The organism is Pseudomonas sp. 58 R 3 (genome assembly GCF_900006605.1).
In the GTDB taxonomy this organism is placed as follows: Bacteria; Pseudomonadota; Gammaproteobacteria; order Pseudomonadales; family Pseudomonadaceae; genus Aquipseudomonas; species Aquipseudomonas salomonii.
This window is the reverse complement of the sequence record NZ_CVTT01000066.1, coordinates 40515-66801: the sequence shown is the minus strand read 5'-3', so window position 1 is coordinate 66801 and position 26287 is coordinate 40515. Positions and strand designations below refer to the sequence as shown.

Below are 26287 nucleotides of genomic sequence, written 5' to 3'. Positions count from 1 at the left end.
CCGGTCACGCCGACCGGCACCGGTTGCTGATGGGCATCCAGCACATAGGCACGGCTGTTGCCGACCGGCCGGCCAATCGGGATGCTGCCCTCCTCGGCCGAGGTGATTTCAAAGGTGGTCGAGAAGGTGGTGGCTTCGGTCGGGCCGTAGCCGTTGAGCAGGTGCTGCGGTGCGCCGTCCTTGAGTACTCGGGCGATGACACTTGGGTCGAGCACATCGCCGCCGACGATCAGGTAACGCAGTTGCGTGAACAGCGGCAGCAGCCCATCGGCGTATTGGTGGAACAGGCCGGCGGTCATCCACAACACGCTGACCGCTTGCTGCTGCAACAGCGCGGCGAAATCTGCCTGGGACAACAGCGTGTCCTGGTCGACCACCACCACCGCGCCGCCGTTGAGCAAGGGCGCCCACACGTCGAGGGTGCTGGCATCGAACGCCGGGTTGGAGGCAAAGGCCACACGGTCGTGCTGATTGAAATCGGCGTAACCGTTGTTGATCACCAAGCGCGTAATTGCCCGGTGCGGCACCAATACGCCCTTTGGCATGCCGGTGGAGCCGGAGGTGTACATGATGTACGCCGCCGTCTCGGCCGATTGCTCCAGCGCCGGGTTGCAGTCGGGGGTGTCAGTGAAATCGAGGCGGTCCAGGTCCAGACGACGAGCGCCCTCGGGCACCTCGATCGACGCCAACGTGAGCAGCCACTGTGAACCGCTGTCCGCAACCATAAAGCCCTGACGGTCCAGCGGCGCGTTGATGTCCAGCGGCACATACACCGCCGCGCACTTGCTGATGGCCAACTGGCTCACCAGCAGGTCCAGCGAGCGCTCCAGCAGGATCGCCACGCGCTCGCCGGGTGCCACACCCAGGCCGAGCAAATGGTGGGCCAGTTGGTTGGCACGCCGGTTCAACTGCGCATAGTTCAATGACTGCTCGCCCTGCACCGCTGCCAGTGCCAGCGGCTGCGCAGCAGCATGCTCTTGGAAACGCGCATGCAGGGTCTGCGTGCGCGGGTAGTCCCTGGCAGTGGCATTGAACCCCTGTAGCACTTGCTCACGCTCGGCCCCAGGCAGCATGGAAATGCGGTTCAGTGGCGCGAACGGCGAGTGTTCCAGGGCGTCGACCAAGCGCTCGATGACCGTATTGAAGTAACCACAGATTTTCTCTGCACCGATCTCGGCCACTGCCAATGCACTCAGGCTGAACTGCTCGCCCAGGTCATTGACGCTGACACTCAACGGGTAATTGGTGCGCTCATGCACGTCAATCACCTCTATGCCACGCCAGGCATGTTGGTATTCGGCCAGCGCGGCCGCTGATGGCTCGGCGCTGTGCCGGTAGTTGAGCAAGGCACTGAATAACGGCGTGGAGTGCGCGACACTGCTGCAGCGCTGCGCCAGGGCCAATGAGGCATGCTCATGGCCAAGCAAGCCACTGAGGCTGGCGTGGGTGGCCTTGACCGCCGCTTGCACCGCTTGCGCGTCAATATCGACGCGCAACGGCAGTGTATTGATAAACATGCCCAGTGCCCGGTCGGCGCCGTCACCGCCCTGCAGGCGGCCCATCATCACTGTACCGAACACCACGCGGTCGTTCTGCGCGACCACGCTCAATACCCGCGCCCAGGCCAGGTGGAACACGCTGGCCGGGCTGACGCCCAGTTGCCGCGCACGCGTGCGCAAGCGCTGACTCACCGTCGCGTCGAGGGTCAGGCTGGCTTCTTCAATGGCCTCCCCGTCCCCCTCGACAGTGTGCAGGCCAAACGGCAGGGTCGGCTCGTCGATGTCCGCCAACATCGCGCAAAAAAACGCCTCGTGTTCCTGCTCACTGACCCCCAGGCGCGCCTGGGCCACATAGTTGCGATACGGCACCGCCGCTCCCAGGCGGTCGGCGTGCCCGAGCAGATAGGCTTGCATCTCATGCTGCACCACCTCCACGGCGGTGTGATCAAGCACCAGGTGGTGGAACAGAAAGAACGCGACGACTTTTGCGTTCGCCGGGTCGTCGGCGTAGACCACGCGCATCAGCGGCGCCTGGTTCAAATCGAGGCGGGTATAACGGCGCTGCACATCCGCGCGCAACTGCTCGACGACCGGCACGTCGGCAAGGGTTGGCTTGAACGCCTCAACTGCCAGCTGGGCGTGACGCAACACCACCTGCATCGGCTGCTCGAGGCCCTCCCAGAGTACGGCCGTACGCAGGATGTCATGGCGCTCGATGACCTGTTGCAATGCTTGGCAAAACGCCTGCAAGCGCGCGAGGTCATCGAAGACGAACAGCGATTTGAGCAGGTAGGGATCACGGTGCGCAGCCGACAAGTGCAGGTAGAGAATGCCTTCCTGCAAGGGTGCCAGGGGGTAGATGTCTTGCACGTTGGCCACGCCACCGGGCACGGCTGCAACGATCAAGTCGATGTTGGCCTGGCTGAGCTGCGCCAGCGGCAACAGGTCCGGGGTGATGTGGCGCAGGCCCGGTACCAGCAGGTTGGCCGGCACCTGCACTTCGTGGCCACTGCCCACTGCCGCCGCGAGCGCTGCCAGGGTGGGTTGGCTGAACAGCACGCGTACGTCGGCATTGAGGCCGGCCTGACGCATGCGCTCCACCAGGTTGACGGCCAACAGCGAATGCCCGCCCAGCTCGAAGAAATGGTCATGGCGCCCTACTTGCTCGACCTTGAGCACCTGCGCCCAAATCTGCGCGAGGGTGGTCTCCACCTCACCCTCAGGTGCGGCATAACCCCGATTGAGCATCGACTCCAGACCCGGCTCCGGCAGGGCCTTGCGGTCAAGCTTGCCGTTCGCGGTCAGCGGCAGGCTGTCCAGGCGCACATAAGCGCTCGGCACCATGTACTCCGGCAACTGTGCCTGCAACGCGCTGCGCAGGGTTTCGATGTCCACGGGTGATGGTTGAGTGGCGTATTCAGTGAAATACGCCACCAGCCGACCGTCGCGCGCCAATACGACCGCTTCGCGGATCTGCGCCTGCTCAGCCAGTCGGCTTTCGATTTCACCCAGTTCAATGCGCACGCCGCGGATTTTCACCTGGTCGTCATTACGCCCCAGGTACTCCAGGGTGCCGTCCTCGCACCAGCGTACCAGGTCGCCGGTGCGGTACATGCGTGCCTGCGGGTCGCGGCTGAACGGGTCTTTGAGGAAGCGTTCGGCAGTCATTTGCACGCGATTCAGGTACCCGCGTGCCACCCCGGCACCGGCCACATACAGCTCACCGGCCACCCCTTGGGGCAGCAGTTGCAGTTGCGCATCCAGCACGTAGACCTGGGCGTTGGCCACCGGTTTGCCGATGTGCAGGGTCTTGCCGGCTTCGATCAGGCCAGAGGTCGCGACCACCGTCGCTTCGGTCGGACCGTAGTTGTTGATCAGCTTGAAGCGCCGTGGCGTATTGAACTGGCGCAAACGATCGCCGCCGATCAGCAGGGTCTTGAGGGTCGGGTGTTCCAGTGACTGGCTGAAAGCGTACTCGGCCACCGGGGTCGGCAAGAAGCTGACGTCCAGCGGCTGATCCAGCCACCATTGCAGCAGCGCATCAAGGTCTTCCTGGGCGTGATGGGCGGGAGGCAGGTGCAGGGTCGCGCCGGCGCACAAGGCCGGCCACACCTCCCAGGCCATCGCGTCAAAACCGAAGCCGGCGACACTGGAGGTATGGCTGCCGACGTGCAGGTCAAACGCATCGCAATGCCAGTTCACCAGGTTTTCCAGGGTCTGGTGTTCGACCATCACGCCTTTGGGTTGGCCGGTGGAGCCGGAGGTGTAGATCACATAAGCCAAGTGCGCCGGGGTCAGGCCGGGCACCTGGGGGTTGTCGGCGCAGGCGGCAAGCCAGGCCGGGGCGTCAAGGTCGATGATCGGTACCGAAAGCCCGGCGACGCACGCGGCGGTGGCCGACTGCACCAGCACCGCCACGGGCGCGCTGTCCTGCAACAGATAGGCAATACGTTCCAGTGGGTGTGCCGGGTCCACCGGCACATAGGCGGCGCCAGCCTTGAGGATCGCCACCAGGCCCACCAGGGTGTCGACGCTGCGTCGAGCACAGATGGCGACGCGGTCATCAGGGCCGACACCCAGGTTGATCAAGTGATGGGCCAGTTGGTTGGCCCGCGCGTTAAGGTGCTGGTAACTCAGTCGCTGCTCGCCCTGGCACACCGCCAACGCGTGGGGCAGCGCCAACGCGCGGGCCTCGATCAAGGCGTGAATGGTCTGGCCGCGCGGGTAATTCCTGGCGCTGCGATTGAAACCCGTCACCTGGCGGGCACGCTCATCGTCGGGCACGATCGGCAACGCCTGCATGGATGTGGCATGGCCCTGTTCCAAGGCGTCAACCAGCGTGTGCAACGCGGTGAGCAAATAGCTGAGGATGCGCGGTAACGGCATGCTGGCCACGCCTTGCAGCGTCAGGTTGAAGTCTTCACCGACGTCATCCACCGACAGCACCAGGGGATAGTTGCTGCGCCCCTCGCCGCCGAGCAACTCGATACCGTCCCATTGCGCCACGTTCGCCGTCGGCGCCAGGCTCTGGCGGTAGTTGATCAAGGCGCTGAACAACGGTGTAGGCGCGGCCACGCGACTGCAGCGCTGGGCCAGCGCCAACGGTGCGTGCTCGTGCCCCAGCAGGCGCGTCAAGCGCGCATGGGCAGCCTTGGTCGCGGCCTGTACGTCCAGCGCCCCGACGTCCAGCCGCAGCGGCAAGGTATTGATAAACAGACCCAGCCCGCGCTCACTGCCTTCACTGCCGCCCATGCGCCCCATCAGCACGGTGCCGAACACCACATCATCGCGCCCGCTGATCCGCCCCAGCACCTGTGCCCAGGCCAAATGATGCAGGCTGGCGACGCTGACCACCTGTTGCCGGGCCTGGGCCCGCAGGCGTCGGCTCAAGTCCGCGTCCAACACGTGAGCCAGCTCATGCACGTGCGCATCGCCCTGGACATCCTGATGGCCGAACGGCAGGGTCGGCTCATCCAGATCGCCGAGCATGTCGCGAAAGAACCCTTCGTGCTCTTGCACCGTCGTGCCCAGGCGTGCCTGGGCCACATAGTTGCGGTAGGGCACCGGCGCGCCGAGTTGCTCGGCACGGCCGTACAGACAAGCGTGGATCTCCTCGTACACCACCTGCATGGCCACGTGGTCAATGGCGATGTGATGGAACAACAGCATCGCCACCCAGCGCTGGTTGCTCGGGTCTTCGCTGAAAACCACGCGCAGCAGCGGCGCGCGGCCCAAGTGCATGTGCATGGCGCGGGCGTCGAAGCGCTGGTACAACTGCTCGGTAACCGGCCCGTCGGCCGGGTCGAGCGCCACCTCGTCGATCACCAGTTGCGCCTGGCGCCAGACCACTTGCACCGGCTCATCCAGGCCCTCCCAGACAATACTGGTGCGCAGGATATCGTGACGATTGATCACCTGCTGCAAAGCCTGGGCAAACGCCTCCAGGCGTGGCCGCGTAGTGATCGCGAACTGTGAGCGCATCAGGTAAAGGTCACCTTGGCGCGCCGTCACGTGGTGATAGAAGATCCCTTCCTGCAGTGCCGCCAGCGGGTAGATGTCCTGCACATTGGCCACGCCGCCGGGAACCTGGGCGACGATATGGTCGATGCTCGCCTGGCTCAGGTTCACCAGAGGCAGCATCGCCGGGCGAATATGGGTGCAATCGATAGCAATGGCATTGGCCGGCACGTCGACCTGCCCGGCGCGCTGCGCCGAGTAGTCACCGGCCTTGATCAAGGCGATCAGCGCAGCCTTGTGTTCACGCAGCGAAGCCAGCACGCCCGGCTCGCTCAAGGCCAGCTTGTTGCCCTGCAACACCAGTTGGTCGCCTTTGACGGACAACTGCACGTCCTTTTCTTTCAGTGTCGCCAACAGTTCGATAACACTCACAGGACCATCTCCATTCTTTCCGTAATTGCGGCGTACTCCCACAGCGTGGAGTGTTCGAACAGCGCCTTGACGTTGGCTTCGATGCCTTCCTGGCGTAAGCGTCCGATCAGGCTGACCGCCAGCAATGAATGCCCGCCCAGTTCAAGGAAGTTGTCATGGCGACCGACGCGCTCGACGTTCAACAACTCCGTCCAGAGCCGGGCCAGGGTAGTTTCGATTTCGCCCTCGGGCGCTTCGTAGGCATGGCTGCGTAGCGCGCCCATGTCCGGCGCCGCCAGGGCCTTGCGGTCGAGCTTGCCGTTGGGGCTCAGCGGCAGCGCGTCGAGGTGCACGAACACCTGTGGCACCATGAACTCCGGCAATTGCTCCAATAAATGCGCACGCAAGGCCTCGGTGGCGGCCGGCACGCCGGTGTAATAGGCCACCAGGCGCTTGTCGCCCGGCACATCCTCGCGGGCCAGCACCGTGGCCTCCTGGATGCCCGGGAATTGGCCCAGGCGTGCCTGGATTTCGCCCAGTTCGATGCGCACACCGCGGATCTTCACTTGGTCATCATTGCGGCCCAGGTACTCAATGTTGCCGTCCGGCAAATAACGCGCAACGTCACCAGTGCGGTAGATCCGCCCCGCGCTGTGCGGGTCCTTGAGGAAACGTTCGGCGTTCAGCTCGGGGCGGTTCAGGTAGCCACGGGCGACCTGCACGCCGCCAATGAACAGTTCACCGCTGACCCCCAGGGGCACCGGCTGCAAGTGCGCGTCGAGCACGTACATGCGCACGTTGCCTATGGGCTTGCCGATCGGGGTGTTGTCCGGCGTGACGGCGCCGTTGCAATCCCAGGCCGTGACTTCCACTGCGGCTTCGGTCGGGCCGTAGTGATTGAACAACGCAATGCCCGGCAATTGCGCCTTGAAGCGCCGCACCAGGTGGCCTGGCAACGCTTCGCCGCTGCACATGACCCGCACCAACCTGGCCGCCTGGCTGACGTCGCCATGGGCCAGAAATACATCGAGCATCGACGGCACGAAGTGCACCGTGGTGATCTGTTCGGCCTCGATCACCTCACACAGATACGCCGGGTCCTTGTGCCCGCCCGGACGGGCCATCACCAGGCGCGCACCGGTGAACAGCGGCCAGAAGAACTCCCACACCGACACGTCAAAGCTGAAAGGGGTTTTCTGCAGCAGGGCATCCGAGCTGTCCAGGCGATAGGTGTCCTGCATGCACAGCAAGCGGTTGACCACCGGGCTGTGCTCGTTGATGACGCCCTTGGGCTTGCCGGTGGAGCCGGAGGTGTAGATCACGTAGGCCTGGTGTTGCGGGGTCAGCTCGGCAATCAACGGGTTGCCGGCAGGCTGGTGTTGCCAGGTGACGCGTTCCAGGTCAATCACCGGCACGTCGATGTCACCCAGCAAGGCGCGGGTGGCGCCCTGGACCAGGACCACGGCCGGCGCGCTGTCTTCCAGCATGTAGGCCAGGCGGTCCAGCGGATAAGCAGGGTCGAGCGGCACGTAACCGCCACCGGCCTTGAGGATCGCCAGCAATCCGATGACCATCTCGGCGCTGCGCTCGACGCAGATGCCCACACGCGACTCCAGCACCACACCCTGCTCGCGCAGATGATGGGCCAGGCGATTGGCGCGCTCGTTCAGCTCGCGGTAGGTCAGGCGCTGGGCATCCGCCAGTAACGCAACGGCGTCCGGTGTGCGTTGCACCTGGGCTTCGAACAGGCCGTGAATTGTCTGCTGCAGCGGGTGATGCTTGACGGTGTCGTTGAAGTGCTCCAGCAGGGTTTCACGCTCCGCCGCCGGCAGCACCGAGAGTTGCTCAACGGCGGTGTGCGGCGCGGTCTCCAGCGCCTCCACCAAGTGTTGCAAGGCGGTCTGCATATAGGCCGCCACACGCTGGGCATCCACGCCGCAGGTTTGCACGCTGAGCAGAAAGCCTTCGCCTTGGTCGTCCACCGACAGCATGCACGGATAGTTGGTGCGCTCGCGCACCTCCAGCACTTGGGCACCGGACCAATACTGCGGCCCTTCACTGTCCTGCAACGGGCTGTGACGGTAGTTGAGGATTGAACTGAACAACGGCGACGCCGCCGGCACGGCGCTGCATCGCTGGGCGACCACCAGCGGTGCATGCTCGTGGCCCAGCAGCGCGGAGAGCCGGGCGTGCACGGCGCGTACCCCGGCCCGCACGCCTTGTTCGCCCACGCTGACTCGCAGCGGCAAGGTATTGATGAACATGCCCAGGGCACGGTCGGCGCCATCGCCACTTTGCATGCGGCCGAGCAACACGGTGCCGAACACCACCTCATCACGCCCACTGACGCTGGCCAGCACCCGCGCCCAAGCCAGGTGGTGCAGGCTCGCGGCACTGACGCCCAGATGGCGCGCCTGCGCCCGCAGGCGCCGACACAGCGGCGCATCCAGTTGGAGCTTGGCCTCCTCGGCCGACAGCCCATCGCCTTGCACTTGCTGCAAGCCAAACGGCAGGGTCGGCTCATCGATGTCACTGAGCATCTCGCGGAAGAACTGTTCATGATCAGCCTGGCTGACGCCCAACAACGCCTGCGCCACGTAATTGCGGTACGGCATCGCCGCGTCCAATTGCGCGAAACCACCGCTGCGGTAGGCGAGCACTTCTTCGCTGATCACATCGAGTGCGGTGTGGTCCATGGCAATGTGGTGGAACAGCAACATTGCCAGCCAGCGCTGGTTGGCTTCATCGTGCACATACGCCAGGTGCAGCAGCGGCGCCTTGCTCAACACCAGGCGCGCCTGGCGCGGATCGAAGCGTGCGTGCAACTGCTCCAGCATACTGCCCTGGGCGGGGTCGAACTGCAGGGCTTCGCGGGGCAGTTCGGCGCGGCGCAGCACGACCTGCACCGGCTGTTCGAGGTCGTCCCAGAGGATCGCCGTGCGGGTGATGTCATGGCGATCAATCACCGCTTGCAGGGCCTGGGCGAAGCTGTCGAGTTGCGCGCGGGTTTCCAGACTGAACGTAGCCTGCAACAAGTAGGGGTCACCCTGCTCGCTGGTGATGTGGTGATACAGAATGCCTTGCTGCAACGGCGCCAGCGGGTAGATGTCCTGCACATTGCGCGCGCCGCCCGGCACCCGTGCGACGATGCGGTCGAGAGTCTCCTGGCTGAGGTCGATCAGGCTGAGCATGTCGGCACGAATGTGCGCGCAGTCAGCCGGGATACGGTTGGCCGGCACCTGGACTTCACTGCCACCGCCCACGGCTGCGGCCAGGGCCGCCAGAGTCGGCTGGCCGAACAGCACGCGTACATCGGCGCTCAGGCCCAATTGACGCATACGCTCGATCAGCTTGACCGCCAGCAGCGAGTGACCGCCCAGTTCGAAGAAGTTGTCCTGGCGCCCTACCCTGGCCACGCCCAACACCTGGCTCCACAACTCGGCCAGGGTGGTTTCGATGGCATTGTGCGGTGCTTCGTATTCACGGCTGGCAAAGGCCTCGACATCCGGCACCGGCAATGCGCGGCGCTCGAGTTTGCCGTTGGGCGACAGCGGCAGCGCGCTCAGTTGCACATAGGCCGCCGGGATCATGTAGTCGGGCAGCAGCGCTTGCAAATGCGCGCGCAGTTCGTCGGCCCCGCTGGGCGCCGCTTCAACGTGAGCGGTGAAATAGGCCACCAGGCGCTTGTCGCCAGGGCTGTCCTCGCGCACCAGCACCGCCGCATCGCGTATACCAGGGTGCTGAGCCAGGCGCGCTTCGATTTCGCCCAGCTCCACGCGAAAGCCGCGGATCTTGATCTGGCCATCGTTGCGGCCCAGGTAATCGATCTCGCCGTTGCGTTGGTAGCGGCCCAGGTCACCGGTTTTATACAGGCGGCCCTGAGGTACAAACGGATCGGCCAGGAAGCGTTCGGCGGTCAGGTCATCGCGGTGCAAATAGCCACGGGCCACGCAGGCGCCGCCAATGTAGATCTCACCGGCGACACCCAACGGCACCGGCTGCAGGTGTTCGTCGAGCAGGTAGATACGCGTGTTGGCCACAGGCACGCCAATCGATGGCAACACCGGCCAGGACGCCGCATCGCCGTCCAGGGTCAAGGCGGTGGTGACGTGGGATTCGGTCGGCCCATAGTGGTTGTGCAGGCGGCAGTCAGGCAGGCGTTGGAACAGCTCACGCATCGGTTCGCTGATACGCAGTTGCTCACCCGCGGTGATCACATCGCTCAGCGCGCAGGGCAAACGCCAGAGCTCAGGCGTCTGGGCCACGGCTTCGGCCAAGGCTTGCAGGGCGATGCACGGCAGGAACAGACGCTGCACGCCGCGTTCGCAGATATGCCGGAACAGTTCGCGGAAATTGAGCCGCAGGTCGCCCGGAATCAACGACAGTTCACCACCGGCGCACAGGGTGCTGAAGACTTCCTGGAAGGCCACGTCAAAGCCCAGTGCGGCGAACTGCAAGGTGCGTTGGGCCGGGCGGCCATCGGCCAGGGTTTGCGCAATCTGCCAGTGCATCAGGTTAACCAGCGGCCCATGGGGCATGGCGACGCCCTTGGGCTGGCCGGTGGAACCGGAGGTGTAGATCACGTAGGCCAGGGCTTCGGCGCCCAGATCACTCACGTGCGGGTTGTGTGCAGGGTAACCATCGCCAACGTTGGCGGCATCGAGCAGCAAGATCGACACGGCGGACAGGCTGAAGCGCTGCACCAGGCGCTGCTGGGTCAGCAGGGCCTTGGGCGCGCTGTCTTGCAGCATGTACGCCAGGCGCTCATCCGGATAAGCCGGGTCCAGGGGCACGTAGCCGGCGCCAGCCTTGAGTATCGCCAGCAGGCCGGCGACCATTTCCACGCTGCGTTCGGCGCAGATGGCCACACGGTCATTGGCACCAATGCCATCGGCAATCAGGCGGTGGGCAATCCGGTTGGCCAGGGTGTTCAACTCGCCATAGCTCAGGGATTGGCCTTCATAGGTGACGGCAACCGCGTCAGGCTGACGCTGCGCCTGCGCTTCGAAGAGCACGTGCACCGTCGCGATGGCCGGGTAGTCGACCGCGAAGGCGTTGAAGTGGGCGAGCACTTCCTGGCGCTCGGCATCCGGCAGGATCGCGAGGTGCTGCAGAGGTTGTTCCGGCTGGTGCTCCAAAGCTTCGGCAATGGCTTCCAGCACACGGTGCATGTAGCCGCAGACGCGCTGCGGATCGACACCGGCCACGGCCTGCACGCTCAGGCCAAATGCGTCACCGAGGTCGTCCACCGACAACATCAGCGGGAAGTTGGTGCGCTCTTCGCCACCGGTCATTTCCACCCCGGCCCAGGTCAGCGCCTTGCCGGCATCCTGCGCCGATTGTGCACCGACCGCGGCATGGCGATAGTTGAGCAATGCGCTGAACAACGGTGTGGGCGCTGCCACACCGCTGCAACGTTGGGCCAAAGACAGCGGCGCATGTTCATGGCCGAGCAAGGCGGCCAACCGTGCATGGGTGGTCTTCAGTGCGTTTTCGACGCCTTGGTCGCCTGCTTCCACCCGCAGCGGCAAGGTATTGATGAACATGCCGAAGGCACGGTCAGCGTCCTCGCCACTGCTCAGGCGGCCCATCAGCACGGTGCCGAACACCACGTCGCGACGCGCGGCCAGATGCCCGACCACCTGGCCCCAGGCCAAGTGATACAGGCTGGCATTGCTCACCCCCAGGCGTCGGGCCTGGGCACGCAGGCGCTGACCGAGCAGTGGCGCCACGGGCAGGCTGGCTTGCGTGACACCCAGCCCGTCACCCTGCACATCCTGCAGGCCAAACGGCAAACTCGGCTCGTCAACATCGCCGAGCATCTCGCGGAAGAACGTCTCGTGAGCGGCCTGGCTGATGCCCAAGCGGGTCTGTGCCACGTAGTTGCGGTACGGCACCGATGGCGCCAGCTGATCACCACGACCTTGCGCCAGCGCCTCGATTTCCTGGCCCAACAGCGCCAGTGAGGTGGCGTCATCAATCAGGTGATGGAACTGCAGCACTGCCACCCAGCCTGCGCCCGGCTGGTCTTCGGCAAAATGCAGGGCCATCAGCGGTGCGCGTGTCAGGTCCATGCGCGTGTGACGCGGGTCCAAGCGTGTGCAGAGTTGCGCGGCAACATCACCCAGTGCCGGGTCGAACTGCATGTGCTGCACCGGTAGCCTTGCTTCGCGCCAGACCACTTGCACAGGTTCGTCCAGCCCCTGCCAAGCCATTGAGGTGCGCAAGATATCGTGGCGGTCGATGACCTGCTGCAGGGCGTCGGCAAAGCCCTGCACGTGCTCGCGACTGTGCATGCGCAACACCACCTGTAGCAGGTAGGGATCGCCTTCGGTGCTGGTCTGGTGATGGAACAGGATGCCTTCCTGCAACGGCACCAGCGCGTAGATTTCCTGTACGTTGGCGACACCGCCGGGGATGCCGGCGACGACGCGGTCGAGCTGTTCCTGTGGCAACTGCGCCAGGGGCAGCATGGCCGGAGTAATCCGCGTGCAACCGGCCGGGATCGCATTGGCAGGCACGTGCACCTGGTGTCGGCTGCCGGCGGCGGCGGCCAACGCCACCAGGGTCGGCTGACCGAACAGTACGCCCACATCCGCGTTCAGGCCGACCTGGCGCATGCGCTCGATCAGCTTGACCGCCAACAGCGAATGACCGCCGAGTTCGAAGAACTGGTCGTGGCGCCCTACCCGCTCGACACCCAGCAGTTCGCTCCAGAGGCGTGCCAGGGTGGTTTCCAGCTCACCCTGCGGCGCTGCGTACTCGCGCCGCGCATAGGCCTCGGTATCGGGCGCCGGCAAAGCCTTGCGATCCAGCTTGCCGTTGGTGGTCAGCGGCAAGCGCTCCAGCACCACGAACGCGCTGGGCACCATATAGTCGGCCAGCGACGCCAACAACTGCGTGCGTAACTCGCCAGCCGAAGGTTCGGCACCCTCGCAGGCAATGAGGTAGGCCACCAGGCGCTTGTCACCGGGTGCGTCTTCGCGGGCAATCACCACCGCCTCGCGCACGCCGTCACAGGCAGCCAGGCGCGCTTCGATCTCACCCAGTTCGATGCGGAAACCCCGGATCTTCACCTGGTCGTCATTGCGCCCCAGGTAGTCGATGCTGCCGTCTGCCAGCCAGCGGCCAAGGTCACCGGTGCGGTACATGCGCGCACCCGCAGTGCCATCGAACGGGTCGTTGAGGAAACGCTCGGCATTCAATTCAGGCCGGTTCAGGTAACCGCGAGCCACCCCTGCCCCGCCCACATACAACTCACCTTCCACGCCGTGCGGGACGGGCTGGCCCTGGGCATCGAGGATGTACACGCGCAGGTCCGGAATCCGCCCGCCAATCAGGCTGGTACCGACCCGGCAGGCGTCTGCGGCGGCCAGCGCGCGATAGGTCACGTGCACGGTGGTTTCGGTGATGCCGTACATGTTCACCAGTTGCGTGCCGGCGTTGGCCATGCGCGCATACCAGGGTTTCAGAATGCCCGGCTCCAAGGCTTCGCCACCGAAGATCACCTGACGCAGGGAGTGCTTGAGCTCGCTCTGGCCCTGGGCCGCGATCAACGAACGAAAGGCACTCGGCGTCTGGTTGAGGACGGTGACGCCGGCGCTGCACAGCAGCGCATAACAGGCGTCCGGCGCACGGCTGGTGAGCTGCGGCACTATCAGCAACTGCCCGCCATGGATCAGCGCACCCCAGATTTCCCAAACGGAGAAGTCGAAGGCAAACGAGTGGAACAGCGCCCACACGTCCTGATCATTGAAATCGAACCAGGCCTCAGTGGCGCTGAACAAGCGCGCCACGTTGCGATGCTCAATCATCACGCCCTTGGGCTGGCCGGTGGAGCCAGAGGTGTAGATCACGTACGCCAGGCTCGCCGAGGTCAGGCCGGGCACCTGTGGGTTCATCACTGACTCGACTTGCAAGCCCGCCGAATCCAGGTCGATCACCGGCACCGACAACTCGGCCACCAGGGCGTGGGTCGCCTGCTGCACCAGCACCGCCACCGGTGCGCTGTCTTGCAGGGTGTAGCTGATGCGTTCCTGCGGATAGGCCGGGTCAATCGGTACATAACCGGCCCCGGCCTTAAGGATGCCCAGTAAACCAACGATCATTTCCAGGCCACGTTCGACGCAGATCGCCACGCGATCATCCGGGCGCACGCCCAGGCTCAACAGGCGATGCGCAACCTGGTTGGCGCGCCGGTTCAGGTCGCCGTAGCTCAGGCGCAGACCTTCGAACATGAGTGCCGTCGCATCGGGGCGCGAAGCCGCCTGGGCCTCAAACAGCGCATGAATCGTCTCATGGCTGGGGTACGTGCCCGCGCCCGCATTCCAGTGCTGCATCAGCGCGTGGTCCGTCTCGGTGATCAACGAGAACTCACTCACCGTACGCTCGGCGTTCTCCAGCGCTTGCTCCAGCACATAGGTAAAGCGCTCGGCCAGGGCCTCGATTTCATCGGCGTCGAAATACGCTTCGTTATAGACGTAGTGCGCCCACGCCTTGTCCTTGTGGTTGCTCGCCCGCAGGTGAAACGCCAGGGGCATCTGCTCGTGGTTGTTGGTGACTTTGACCGTGTGGCCACGCTGCTCGGCAAACTGGTACAGATGATCGTCCTGTTCGTAGGACAGCGTCAGGTCGAACAGTGAACCCGCTTCGGCGCGCAGGTTCATGCCGCTCAGCGGGAAACGCTGATGGCGGTAGTCCTGCTTGAGCGCATCGCGTACGGCACCGACCAGGGCGCTGAAGGTCAGCTCGCGACCGAGGCTGAAGCGCACGGCGCTGACCTGGGTGAACATGCCCAGGGTTGACTTGAACTTGGCCGAGCGGTTGAGCAACGGCAGGCCCACCACCCACTCATCGCGCTGGGTCACGCGGGTGAAGTAGACATACATCGCCGCCAGCAGCACATGAAACGTCGAGGCTTGGCAGGCTTTCGCCAGTTCGCCCATGCGATCGTGCAACACCACCGGGAACGGCCGAATGTAATGCCGGCCAGGGGCCTTGCCGTTGGCGTGCTGGTCCTGGTGACGCGGGGCAAACAGGGGCTCGGGCAGCGTCTGGTACTTGTGCTGCCAGTATTCGCGGTCCTTTTCATAACGGGCCGACTCGCGGTAGCGCGCGTCGTCATGGATGAAGTCGACGTAGGAGCTGGTCTCCATTTCGGGCTGCCGACCTTCAGCCAGGTCGCTGTAGATGTCGCCCAGCGATTGCAGCATTTCGCCGAAGGCCCAGCCGTCGAGAATCAGGTGATGGGCCTGGTTGGCGAAGTAGTAATGCGCCTCGCCCAGCTTGATCAGGAAAAAGCGAAACAGCGGCGCCTGGGTCAGGGAAAACGCCCGGCCCATGTGCTCCTCCATCAATGCCAACGCAGCGCCGACAGGATCGGCCTGTTCAGACACATCAAACAGCGGCACCGCCGTCGGCACGGCAGGCGCAATGCATTGCAGGGGGACGCCATCGGCATCGGTAGCGTCCAGCAGCGTAAGGCGCAAGGCATCATGCTTGGCCACCAGTACTTCGACAGCACGGTGCATCCGCTCCGGGCTCACCGGACCGTTAAGTTCAAGGTAGGTGCCGATGTTGTACAGCGGCGAATCACCCTGGCTGATCTGGTCCAGCCAGATCGCTTTCTGCGCGGCGGTCAGGGGGAAGGTCTGCGGTGGCTGCAGGGACGAATTCATGCGGTCACCTGCGCGACAAAACCGATTAAGGCAAGGTTGCATGACGGGATTTTTTTCGCGACAAAGTCGCCCATGGCCACTGCAGAAAAACGTTTCATAAATGCCTTCTCAGAGTTTTTTCAGTGCCGCCTGGGTCACAGCGCAGCAGCGAGGGAAGTTGAGGCGAACAAGATCAGGAAGTGTGGAAAAGGTCAGACTTAAAATTAATTAAAGTCCCGCACCCGACAGTTTAATTCCGATAAAAACAGCCGCCCACCCGTCACCTGACGACCTTATTGGCAAATTTAAGCACTGGCACTTTGGACTGTATGTCACCTGAAACCCGGACAATCGGCGGACATTGAATTATTTCGCAATTAAAAATTTAACTATCTGTTTTATATGATTTTTTTAAGATAAAAAAAGCACGAAACCGACAACCAAAAAGGTTGCCGGCGGCGTGCTTGGGGACAGGTTACGGCGATGCCAGGATCAGGCGCGACGGTCTTGGGCGACCAGGTTTACATCGGAGACAATATGGCCATCGACCAACTTCACAACGCGATCAGCCAATTGGAAGTATTGATCATCATGCGTAATGATCAGCACGGTCTTGCCACGACGTTTTAGTTCCGGCAGCAACTCCTCATAGAAGAAACGCTTGAACGGTGGGTCTTGATCCGCCGCCCATTCATCGAGGACATACACCGGGCGGTCTTCCATGTAGGCACACACCAGCGCCAGGCGTTTTTGTTGACCATAGGACAGCTCTTTGGTGGTGGAATACCCCAACCCCTCGATCTTGATTTTGTCGGCCAACCCCAAGGCGGCGAGGTACTTCTGAGCCAGTTCCGGATTAACCTCCTCGCCTTCCGGACCAATGAGCCGGTTGAACAAATGGAAGTCGCTGAACACGGCAGAAAACAGGTCGCGGTAATCACTGCGGGTCTCATCGTTGACGGCGACGCCATCGAGGAGGATCTGCCCGGCCTGGGGCACATATAGACCGCACAACGCCTTGACCAGGGTGCTTTTGCCGCAACCGTTGCCACCGATGATGTAGATCAACTCACCGCTATTGATGGTCAGGTCGACTGGCCCCAGCGCAAAACCGCTCTCGGCATCCGCGCCGCGATAGTTCATCACTACGCCTTTGAGCGCGATCTGGTGCCAGTGCTTCTTGTGTTCCAGGCGCAGCACATTGGTGTTATCCGACTCGCCCTGCTCGGCATGGTGCTCGTTGATAAAGAAGCCAAACTCGGCGAGACGGTTGATCGCCACCCGGCCTTGCGCCATGACCGGCATGGTGCTGATCAACAAGCCCAGCGGTCCTAGGATGTACATGACGGTCAAGACGCTGGCGGTCAGCACCTGGCTGCTGGTGACCATCAACAATGGCAAAACGAAAACCAGGCTGCCAATCAGCAATGACTGGGTGACCAGCCCCATGTTCTCGGCACCGAGGTACCACATGTGCTCGATAAAGTTGAAGCGTGCGACCCGCGTGGACGACTCTTTGATGGCGGAGCGGCCAAACCAGCGCCGGCGAATGCCGTTGAGTTTGAGTTCCTTGAGGCCGAACACCAGGCCGTGGGTGTGCTCGTTGAACGCGGTGAACTCATCACGCACGCGGCCGGTGAACTTGACGCCGCCAAGGAACAGGAAGACGTACAGCATCGCGCCGACCGCCAGCAGTGCCAGGGTCAGCGCAAACACCGTCCATGACAGGTAAGCCAGGTAGGCCAGGCCGAACATGAACACTGTGGACTCCACCAGCATCACCGGCATTACCAGCAGCGTTGCATTGAGCTGCGGAATGTCGGTGGTCAACAGCGTCAGCACGTTGGGCGGGCCGCGCCGATCAACTTCTTCGAGGGGCGACGAGAGGATTTTCTGGCACAACGCAATGCGCAAGCGTGTCATCAACTTCATGTTGGCGTAGGCGGGAAACAAGGTCGCCCCGTTACGGAACGCCAGCGCCACCACACTCAAACCGACGAACCAATACAACAAGTGCACCCGCGACCCTTGCTCGTAGATCGCCAAGTTGATTACGTTGACCACCGCAATCGCCGCCACGCCGCTGATGATGCCAGTGACCAGTGAAAAGAAGGCCAGCCAGGGATGGTTTTGCCAAAGCAGGCGCAAGACCGAGCCCGGCTTGGGCGGCTTCTCATGCTCTTTGTTCATGGATTAACTCCTCAAATACACTCAAGACCGGGTCTGGCCCGTCAGGCAAAACACTGCATCCGGCCGGGGTGCCGGAGCCGCCAAGTGTACGGATTGCCCGCAAATCGGCTGTCCCAGAAAGCCTGTACAAAACACTGACCGAGGCAAATACGCGGTCGCCACGCCGGCGTGGCCTGAATGTCCCCGCTTTCCATTACAGACCGGCACACAATGAATGGGCCTAATACGGACCCGAGCCAGGCCCTTCAGGAGTGAACGATGGCAGCGCTGATCGCTCACCCCCCAACTTATAAAAACGTGGCTATCAAGGATGATTGCACTATGGATTTAAGCAGCATTCGAAATGCGGAAAGCCCGCACTTCTACTTCATCCTCGGTGAGCTGATTTCCAGCACTGATCAGGATCACTTTGCACTCAACATGCTTAAGCTGATCGACAAGCTTGTGCCGGTCACGGCGTTGACGCTCAGCGAATGGACCTTTGATAAGTCAAATACTCACCTGATCGATATCAAGGCCCTGGGCAGCGCCGGCGACCCTGCCGACATTCCCGCGCCCGACGCTTTGCGCCCCACCGCCAACGACTCGCTGCTCAAGGAGATGCTGGACATGGAAGGCTCGCTGCTGATCCGTCAGAAAACACGCACCAGAGGCGCGGCAAGCAAGGCCTCGCGGAATGCCACGCACCAGTGTGCGCTGGTGTCACGCGACGGCAACCGGCGCTGCGTGGTGAACCTGTATCGATCGCACACGCACAAAGACTATTCCCTGAGCCAATTGTCGCAACTCAAGAATCTCTCCGATGCCCTGCTGCCACTGATTGAAAGCTATGCCCAGTTCAGTCGTCAGAGCACGCTGCGCAAAATGGGCAGTTGGATGGCGACCCCGATTGCCGATCAGGAACCGACGCACATTCAACGCGAGTTTCAAAAGCGCCTGGCCCTCTGCGACATCACGTTGTCGACCCGCGAACAGGAAGTTTGCCTGGGCTTGCTCAACGGCGGAACGGTGCCGGAAATAGCGCAAAAACTGCACCTCAAAAACAGCTCTATCGAAACCTATCTCAAGCGTGCAACCGCAAAGCTTGGGGTGAGCGGCCGACACGGATTGACCAAATGGATGGTCGGCGCCTAGCACCACTCAAGAAACGGGTTGTAACCCGTGCTCCCCTTCAAATGAGGCTGGCCAATGAACAAGTTTGCTTTCTCCCTGGTGACGGTTGCAGTGACGTTGGGGGGATGCTCGCTCATCCCCGATTACCACCAGCCTGCGGCGCCAGTCGCGTCTGAGTACCCACAAGGCCCAGCCTATGCCGCTGGCGCAGGCGCGGTCGGTCAAGACGCTGCACGCCAGGATTGGCGCGCGTTGTTTCACGACCCGGCGTTGCAGCAACTGATTCAGACTGCCCTGACGCAGAACCGCGACCTGCGTGTGGCGGCCCTGAACGTCGAGGCGTACCGCGCGCAATACCAGATTCAGCGTGCAGATCTGTTCCCGGCTATTTCTGCGAATGGCAGCGGCAACCGTCAGCGGGTACCGGCGAGCATCACAAAAACAGGCAAGCCGGCGATAACCTCTACCTACTCGGCAACGCTGGGCATCAGTTCGTATGAACTGGATTTCTTCGGGCGCGTGCGCAGCCTCAGTGAACAGGCAATGCAGGAATACCTGGCCACTGAGCAAGCGCAGCGCAGTGCGCAACTGAGCCTGGTGGCCAGCGTCGCCAACGCCTACCTGACCTGGCGTGCCGACCAGGAACTACTGGAACTGACGCGCCAGACCCTGGCCTCCTACGAGGAAAGCCTGCGCCTGACCACGCGCAGCCTGGATCAGGGCGTGGCGTCCTCGCTGGACGCTGCGCAGGCGCAGACCAGCGTCGAGAGTGCCCGTTCCAACATGGCCCGCTATGAACGCCAAGTCGCACAGGACCGCAACAGCTTGACGCTGCTGGTCGGCACCGCGTTGCCCGAGTCCCTGCCGGTCCGGCCGCTGGCCGGCGACCTGATCGCCCAAGTGCCTGCGGGCCTGCCGTCGGATCTACTGCAGCGCCGACCCGATATCCTGCAAGCCGAATATCGGCTCAAAGCCGCCAACGCCAATATCGGCGCCGCCCGCGCGGCGTTTTTCCCCAGTGTCAGCCTGACCGCCAATGCCGGTGCGTCCAGCGCTCAACTGTCCAGCCTGTTCAAGGGCGGCTCGGGCAGTTGGACGTTCCAGCCGCAAATCAACCTGCCGATTTTCAACGCCGGCAGCCTGCGCGCGAGCCTCAACTACGCCAAGCTGCAAAAGGACATCGGCGTCGCCCAGTATGAAAAAGCCATCCAGACGGCGTTCCAGGAAGTGGCCGATGGCCTGGCGGCTCGCCAGACCTATAACGACCAACTGCGCGCGCAGTCTGATCTGGTGCGGGCAAACCAGACATATTACGACCTTGCGCAACGCCGTTATCGTATCGGCGTGGACAGCAACCTGGTATTTCTCGATGCACAACGCTCATTGTTCTCCTCCAAACAGGCGCTGATCACTGACCGCTTGGCGCAGTTGATAACGGACGTCAATCTGTACACCGCCCTGGGCGGCGCATGGGGAAACCCGACGCAGCTGGCCGTTGCCGAGACGCACCCGTGAGCACCTTCGAGCCTGGGCAATATGTGCGCCTGCGCTCGGGGGGCAAGAGAATGCTGGTCAAACCTGCACTGGACACCTCGCAATTGCCAAACACCGAGCTAGTGCTCTGCGAGTACGAAGAGAAAAAACGTAGGGTCCAGGGGTTCTATATCGCCGCGAACCTGACGTTGGTGAATGCTGCGCCGAACGCTCAAAATGCTGAACGCGAAGCGTCGCTGCGGAGCAAGATTGCGCGAGGGTGACCCTAAAATGAGTATGACCCTTGCGCTTCTCATCAAAGCCCTCGACACGTCTAACCGGGCACGCGAAGGCAACCGCAGCGCACCGCGCCCGATTTGGTTACAATCTCATAGGTTTTTTCCACGGTACCGCAGCATGGATATTTCACTGTTTCGCGGGCGCTTGACGCGCTTGAACAAGCGTCTGCGCCAAGAGGCGCAGAATCATCCCGAGACCTGGTCGCAGATGCTGGTGCTGAGCGCGATAGATCAAATGGACGGCACGGCAACGCCGTCAAAAATTGCCGAGGCAGAAAACATTCGTTCGTCCAATCTTGCGGCGCTGTTGAAGGACTTGGAAGCACGAAACCTGATTACTCGCACGCCAGATACCGAAGATCGCAGGCGCACCTGGATCGGGCTGTCGGAACAAGGCCAGACCGTTTTGCAGGCAAGCCGTCAGCGCCGGGATGAGTGGCTGGCTGAAGCAGCGAACGCATGCCTGACGAGCGCGGAACGCAAGCAATTGGACGCGGCCGGGCTGCTGATGGACAAGCTCAGCCACTATGGCCGCGACGAGGAGCGCTGAAGCGTTTTTTCAGATACCACGCTTGCGATCGCGTGCGTGCGCTCGAACTGCAAAGGCGTTGCTGTAATGTGCCCCGCAAGATTTTCCGCCGTTTCGGTGCCTGGCTCATCAGCCCCCTGATGCCGCTCCAATTGAAGCCAATGGTATTCCAGGCCGCGCGGGTCATCTCCCGAGCGCACGGACACTCCCTCCAAGCGCCCCCTGCCCTGGCGCGTGATCTTAAGCGGCAGTACGGCACCGGGTGCACAGCTGGGAAAATTAACGTTCAGGCAAACGTCCTGCGGCCATTCCATCGCCATGAGTTGCTCAATGACGGACGCGCCGTGGGTCAGCGCGTTTCCCCAAGGCACAGCGGTGCGGTCGGTAAACGCCTGGCTCAGCGCGAGGGAGGGAATCCCCGACAGTAACCCGGTCATCGCGGCGCCGACGGTGCCCGAAAACACCGTTTCCGTGCCCAGGTTCGCCCCGCGATTCACACCGGATAAAATCAGGTCCGGCTTGTCATGACTGAGCAGATGCCCGAGCGCTACGGCAATGCAGTCACCGGGTGTGCCGGTGACCGCAAACCGGCGTGTTCCGTGATAGCTCAAGCGCAGGGGGGCGTGCAGGCTCAACGAATGAGAGGTGCCGCTTTGATCAAGCAAGGGCGCGACGACCCAGACCTCATTCGCCAGTTGGCACGCGATACGCTCCAGCACCTTGAGCCCGGGGGCATCGATGCCGTCGTCATTGGTCAGAAGGATTCGCTCGAATCGATGATCACCGTTCGCCATGGCAATACTCCGTCAATGCAGGCGCTCGGATGACCGCCATTAACGGCATAATTACCTATATTTAAATAGTTATCCAGAAATAGCTATAAACCCAAAAAACTACAGCGGAAACTCCGCCCGGATCAGCGTGCCCCCTTCGGCGCGGTTGCTGGCGGTAACGGCCCCGCCATGGGCCTGGCAGATTGCACGAGCGATGGACAAGCCCAGCCCGCTGCCGCCCGAATAACGCGCCCTCGAGCGCTCCGCCCGCCAGAAGCGGTCAAATACGCTGTCCAGGTGCTGTGCCTCGATCCCTGGGCCACGGTCACCGATCTCTATCACTACACGGTCTTCGACGCGACGCGCCAGCACACTCAATTCGCCACCCCCGGCCGCGTAGCGCAGCAGGTTATCCACCAGGATATTGATCACCTGGCCCAGGCGATCGCGATCGGCATGCAGACGAAACCCGTCGGCAATACTGATCTGGGTGCGCACGCCGGCCTCATCCAGCTGCGGCTGGAACCAGGCCAGGCGCTCGGCGACCAGGGCCGCCAGGGAAAAATCGCTGCGCTCCAGCACCAAACGGCCGGCACGGGCCATCGACAACAAGTGCAGGTCATCCACCAGTTTGCGCAGTTGATCGAGCTGCCGTTTGACCATGCCCAACTGCGCGGCATCGCTGGGGAATACCTCATCGAGCATGCCCTGCACGCGGCCCATGGCGGCGTTCAATGGCGTGCGCAGTTCATGGGCGATGACCGCGCTGGACTCGCGTACATCACGCTCATAGCGCTGCAGTTGCGTGGTCATGCTGTTGAAGTCACTGATCAGGCGCTGCAGCTCATCGGGCGCGTCGCGGTGAACCGGCAGGCGCGTCAGGAAATCACCGCCGGCGACCCGCCTTGCGCCCTGGGCAATCGCCGAGAACTGGCTGGACAAGGGTCGCGAAAACCACAAACCACAGACGATGATGATCGGAATAGCCGCCAGCACCAGGCACGCCAGAATCAGCCAGTCTCGGTTGGCCATGTCCGGTTGGAAGAATTCCACCGGATAGTATTCGGCAACCAGTTGACGCAGACGTTTTTCGTTGAGCTGCGGTTCGGCGCGCAGCTGCAGCAATTCCTCGCGCGCCGCTGGCGGCAGGTGCTGCAAAAAATACCGGTCCGACAGCCTGAAGTTGATCCACATGCAAATGGCAATCACCACCACCGCGCCAATCGCCAGCAGGCTCATGCGCATGCCGACCCAGCGCCACAAGGGTTTGTCGTTGACCCGTGAGTTCTCAAGCATAGTGTTCACCTGAACCGATAGCCGATGGAGCGCACCGTCACCAGTACCCCGGCGATGCCATGGGTTTCGAGCTTGCGCCGCAGGTTGTGCACATGGGTGTCGACGACGCGAGCCAGGGCTTCGCTTTCCGGCAGGCAGATTTCCAGCAGCTCATCACGGGTGAACGCCTTGGAGGGTGTCTTCAGCAAGGTGACTAACAATTTGAACTCCGTGGGCGTCAGGTCCAGCAGCTGCGAGGGTGCATCCCGATGTTCAATGGCCGCGGTAAAGGCGACGAGGTCCACTCGCAGGTTTTCATGGCGCAACAGCTGTTCCACCGGCTGGCTGCCCATGGTGCGCCGCAACACCGCGTGCACCCGCGCCACCACCTCGCGCGGGCTGTAGGGCTTGACCACATAGTCGTCGGCGCCATAGCGCAAGGCGCCGAGTTTTTCCGGCTCGTCGCCCATGGCCGTGACCATGATCACGGGCGTATCACTGCTGCGCCTCACCGCAGACAACACCTCAGTGCCACTCAAGCGCGGCAGCATCACGTCCAGCAGGATCAGATCGGGCCGCCAACTTTTGTGCAGGTCCAGACCGCGCTGGCCGTCTTCGGCCAGGGCCACCTCAAAACCGTCCCGCAGCAGATAGGCTTCGAGAATGTTGGCGCTGTCAGCGTCGTCTTCGACGATGAGGATACGTTTTCCTGACACAAAGAAGCCTCTTGATGAAACCTTGATAATTCGCGAACGGTTTATTGAAAGTCCGTGGGCAGTATTGCCCTACGCCCGACTTTCGCGAACCGATCCTATGCCGACCACCGCCCCGCTGTCCAAGCCTATCCAGCCGCCCGAACGCCTCGGCGCGGTTTTGCTGCTGGTCGGCATGCTGACCGGCTGTTCGCTGGCGCCGATGTACCAGACGCCCGCGTTGCCGGTGCCGGACAACCTGCAAGGCACACGGGTAACGGGCACCCCCTCCTCCACGATCAACAGCGTAGAAGCGCTTAGCGAAGAGGAAAAACAACTGCTGGCAGGCCTGGCCCCATCGGCGCAGTTGCAGGCGATGGTTGAACAAGCCTTGGACTACAACCGTGACCTGCGCCTGGCGTTGCTGCGCGTAGAGCAAGCCCGCGCCCGGTACGGCATTTCCCGCGCCGATCGTCTGCCCACCGTGGCCCTGGGGCTGCAACGCAACCGCCAGCACTTGCACGACAAGGCTGCCGACGAGCGTTATGGGCAGGACATCGCGGTGGCCTCCGTGGGCATCTCGGACTTCGAGCTGGATTTTTTCGGCCGGGTGCGCAGCCTGTCCGAAGCGGCGCAGCATGACTACCTGGCCACGCGCTACGGCGCCCTCGCCGCGCGCAAGGCGCTGATCGTTGAAGTGGCGCGCCTGTATTTGCAGGAGCGCTTGCAGGCAGGCGTGCAGGCCGACACGCAGTCCATGCTCGACAATCAGAACCAGTTGCTGAGCGTTTTCGTCGGCCAGCAAACGCAGGGCCTCATCGCCCAGGACATGGTCGACAGCCAGCGCATGGAAGTTCGGCGTGCCACCCAGCAATGGCAGAACGCAAGCGCCGATCACGCCAGTGCACGACAGGCGTTGGCGTGGGTCAGCGGCTATCAGGCCGCGCCTTCGACCGCTACCGCGACAGACCCCGCAATTGACTTGGAGACTCCGCCCTGGCTGATCGAGCTCTCATCCCAGCGGCTGTTGCAGCGCTTTGATGTGCGCCAGTGCGAACAAGCGCTGCGCGCCGCGAACGCCAACATCGGCGCCGCGCGTGCGGCGTTCTTCCCCTCGATTACCTTGAGCACCGGCGCGGGCATCGCCAGCCCGCGCTTGAACACCTTGTTTTCATCCGGCAGCGGCGCCTGGCTGTTCACCCCGCAACTGAACCTGCCGCTGTTCGACGGTGGCCGCAACCAGGCCAACCTGGACCTCGCCACCGCGCGCCAACAGTCCGCCGTCGCCCAATACGAAAAGACCGTGCAGGACGCCTTCCGCGAAATCGCCGACCTGTTGACTCAACGTCAGCAAGCGTTGGCCAACGCCGCCACGCAAATTGATCTGGCGGCATTGAGCGCATTGAAGACCAAGCGTCTTGACCAACAGATTGTCGCCGGTGCGGCGGCACGGTCGGAGCACCCGGCGGCGGCCATTCGCCTGACTGAATCGGCCATCGAATTACGCAAGGCCACCTACCAGTTGTTGTTCAACCGCCTGGCGCTGTATCGCGCGCTGTCTGGCGCACCGTTATTTTCCTCCGTTGAAAGGGCTTCACCATGAACTTGACCACTCCCCCTACCCGCACCGTGCTGTGGGGCGCCGTCTTGATGGCCTGCACGCTGGCGGCCCCGGCACAGGCGGCCGACGCCAGCCCGGCAGCCGACAAGACCACCGCCACCCTGGGCCTTGGCATGGGTGTCACGCCGCGATACATGGGTGCCGACCGTTACCGCGCGCTTGTGCTGCCGATGTTCAGCATCCAGCACGGCGTGTTGTTCGCCGACACCACCCGTGGTGTGGGCCTGCAATTTCAATCCGACAGCGGCTTTGGCGCCAGCGCGGCGATCAACTACGACCTGGGCCGTAAGGAAAAGGACAGCACCAGCCGCCCGGGCGACCGCGAACTGAACGGCATGGGCGATGTCAACGGCGCCACCGTCGCCGACTTCACCCTCAGCCAGCAACTGCTTGACTGGCTGTCGGTCAGTGGCGAAGCCGAACTGCGCATGGCCGGCGAACATCGCGGCAACCGTTACCGATTCGGCCTGGAAGGCATTTTATTCCACACAGGCAGCGACACCCTGGCCCTGGACATCGACGCCCATGCCGGTGATGGCCGCTACAACCAGACCTTCTTTGGCGTCACCCAGGCGCAGAGCCAACGTTCACTCTATGGGCGCTACGACGCCGATGCCGGGATTTACGCCTACTCCGCCGCCTTGAACTGGCAGCACAGCCTGGACGCGCATTGGTCGACGCTGGCCAGCCTGACGCTGACCCAGTACGCCGACCAGGCGCGTAACAGCCCGCTGGTCCGACGTGAAAGCGCCGGCCTGGGCATGTTCGCCATCAACTACACCTTCTGATAACGAGGCGC

At 62.9% G+C, this 26287-nt stretch carries 12 protein-coding genes; 6 read left to right on the top strand and 6 right to left on the bottom strand.

Annotated features, from left to right (window positions below; genetic code table 11):
* The 3 genes from BFP92_RS22955 to BFP92_RS22945 form a co-directional block, all read right to left on the bottom strand.
* The coding region (locus tag BFP92_RS22955) for a non-ribosomal peptide synthetase (protein ID WP_275656405.1) at positions 1-5888 on the bottom strand (5888 nt) is incomplete at its 3' end.
* Positions 5885-15544 carry a non-ribosomal peptide synthetase gene (locus BFP92_RS22950; RefSeq protein ID WP_065931236.1) on the bottom strand — a complete coding sequence of 3220 codons (9660 nt, stop codon included), beginning with the start codon at positions 15542-15544 and terminating at the stop codon, positions 5885-5887. The genes BFP92_RS22955 and BFP92_RS22950, both read right to left, overlap by 4 nt.
* Positions 15545-16015: 471 nt before the next feature.
* The gene (locus tag BFP92_RS22945; protein WP_065931235.1) at positions 16016-17713 is read right to left on the bottom strand and encodes a cyclic peptide export ABC transporter; all 1698 of its coding nucleotides are present in this window, start codon (positions 17711-17713) and stop codon (positions 16016-16018) included.
* A 321-nt stretch (positions 17714-18034) separates the two neighbouring features.
* Between BFP92_RS22945 and BFP92_RS22940 the strand changes: the two genes are divergently transcribed.
* From BFP92_RS22940 to BFP92_RS22925, 4 genes are all read left to right on the top strand, one after another.
* Positions 18035-18847 (top strand): helix-turn-helix domain-containing protein, encoded by an 813-nt coding sequence (locus BFP92_RS22940; protein WP_065931240.1) that lies wholly within the window; start codon positions 18035-18037, stop codon positions 18845-18847.
* 54 nt (positions 18848-18901) lie between these two features.
* Positions 18902-20341, top strand: coding sequence for an AdeC/AdeK/OprM family multidrug efflux complex outer membrane factor (gene adeC / locus BFP92_RS22935; RefSeq protein WP_065931234.1), 1440 nt, complete (start codon positions 18902-18904; stop codon positions 20339-20341).
* Complete coding sequence (locus BFP92_RS22930) at positions 20338-20583, top strand: hypothetical protein (RefSeq protein ID WP_065931233.1); 246 nt, start codon at positions 20338-20340, stop codon at positions 20581-20583. The genes adeC and BFP92_RS22930 overlap by 4 nt, the downstream gene beginning before the upstream one ends.
* A 133-nt stretch (positions 20584-20716) precedes the next feature.
* Entirely contained in the window at positions 20717-21148 is a 432-nt protein-coding gene (locus tag BFP92_RS22925) for a MarR family winged helix-turn-helix transcriptional regulator (protein ID WP_065931232.1), read from the top strand.
* On the opposite strand, the gene surE is transcribed toward BFP92_RS22925, so the two are convergent.
* The 3 genes from surE to BFP92_RS22910 form a co-directional block, all read right to left on the bottom strand.
* On the bottom strand, positions 21124-21921 hold the full coding sequence (gene surE, locus BFP92_RS22920; protein ID WP_065931231.1) for a 5'/3'-nucleotidase SurE: 798 nt from the start codon (positions 21919-21921) through the stop codon (positions 21124-21126). The two genes, BFP92_RS22925 and surE, sit on opposite strands and share 25 nt — an antisense overlap.
* Positions 21922-22020: 99 nt before the next feature.
* The gene (locus tag BFP92_RS22915; RefSeq protein ID WP_065931230.1) at positions 22021-23196 is read right to left on the bottom strand and encodes a sensor histidine kinase; all 1176 of its coding nucleotides are present in this window, start codon (positions 23194-23196) and stop codon (positions 22021-22023) included.
* 5 nt (positions 23197-23201) lie between these two features.
* Entirely contained in the window at positions 23202-23891 is a 690-nt protein-coding gene (locus BFP92_RS22910) for a response regulator (RefSeq protein ID WP_065931229.1), read from the bottom strand.
* 97 nt (positions 23892-23988) lie between these two features.
* Between BFP92_RS22910 and BFP92_RS22905 the strand changes: the two genes are divergently transcribed.
* Both BFP92_RS22905 and BFP92_RS22900 read left to right on the top strand, forming a co-directional pair.
* The gene (locus BFP92_RS22905; RefSeq protein WP_065931228.1) at positions 23989-25470 is read left to right on the top strand and encodes an efflux transporter outer membrane subunit; all 1482 of its coding nucleotides are present in this window, start codon (positions 23989-23991) and stop codon (positions 25468-25470) included.
* Positions 25467-26276, top strand: a complete 810-nt coding sequence (locus BFP92_RS22900; protein WP_065931227.1) for a MipA/OmpV family protein — start codon at positions 25467-25469, stop codon at positions 26274-26276. The genes BFP92_RS22905 and BFP92_RS22900 overlap by 4 nt, the downstream gene beginning before the upstream one ends.
* Positions 26277-26287 lie beyond the last annotated feature (11 nt).

Bases quoted from the DNA above. Each gene is read 5' to 3' on its own strand.
- BFP92_RS22945 (WP_065931235.1), bottom strand. From the start codon at position 17,713: ATGAACAAAGAGCATGAGAAGCCGCCCAAGCCGGGCTCGGTCTTGCGC.
- surE (WP_065931231.1), bottom strand. From the start codon at position 21,921: ATGGCGAACGGTGATCATCGATTCGAGCGAATCCTTCTGACCAATGAC.
- adeC (WP_065931234.1), top strand. From the start codon at position 18,902: ATGAACAAGTTTGCTTTCTCCCTGGTGACGGTTGCAGTGACGTTGGGG.
- BFP92_RS22905 (WP_065931228.1), top strand. From the start codon at position 23,989: ATGCCGACCACCGCCCCGCTGTCCAAGCCTATCCAGCCGCCCGAACGC.
- BFP92_RS22925 (WP_065931232.1), top strand. From the start codon at position 20,717: ATGGATATTTCACTGTTTCGCGGGCGCTTGACGCGCTTGAACAAGCGT.
- BFP92_RS22950 (WP_065931236.1), bottom strand. From the start codon at position 15,544: ATGAATTCGTCCCTGCAGCCACCGCAGACCTTCCCCCTGACCGCCGCG.
- BFP92_RS22940 (WP_065931240.1), top strand. From the start codon at position 18,035: ATGGATTTAAGCAGCATTCGAAATGCGGAAAGCCCGCACTTCTACTTC.
- BFP92_RS22915 (WP_065931230.1), bottom strand. From the start codon at position 23,196: ATGCTTGAGAACTCACGGGTCAACGACAAACCCTTGTGGCGCTGGGTC.
- BFP92_RS22900 (WP_065931227.1), top strand. From the start codon at position 25,467: ATGAACTTGACCACTCCCCCTACCCGCACCGTGCTGTGGGGCGCCGTC.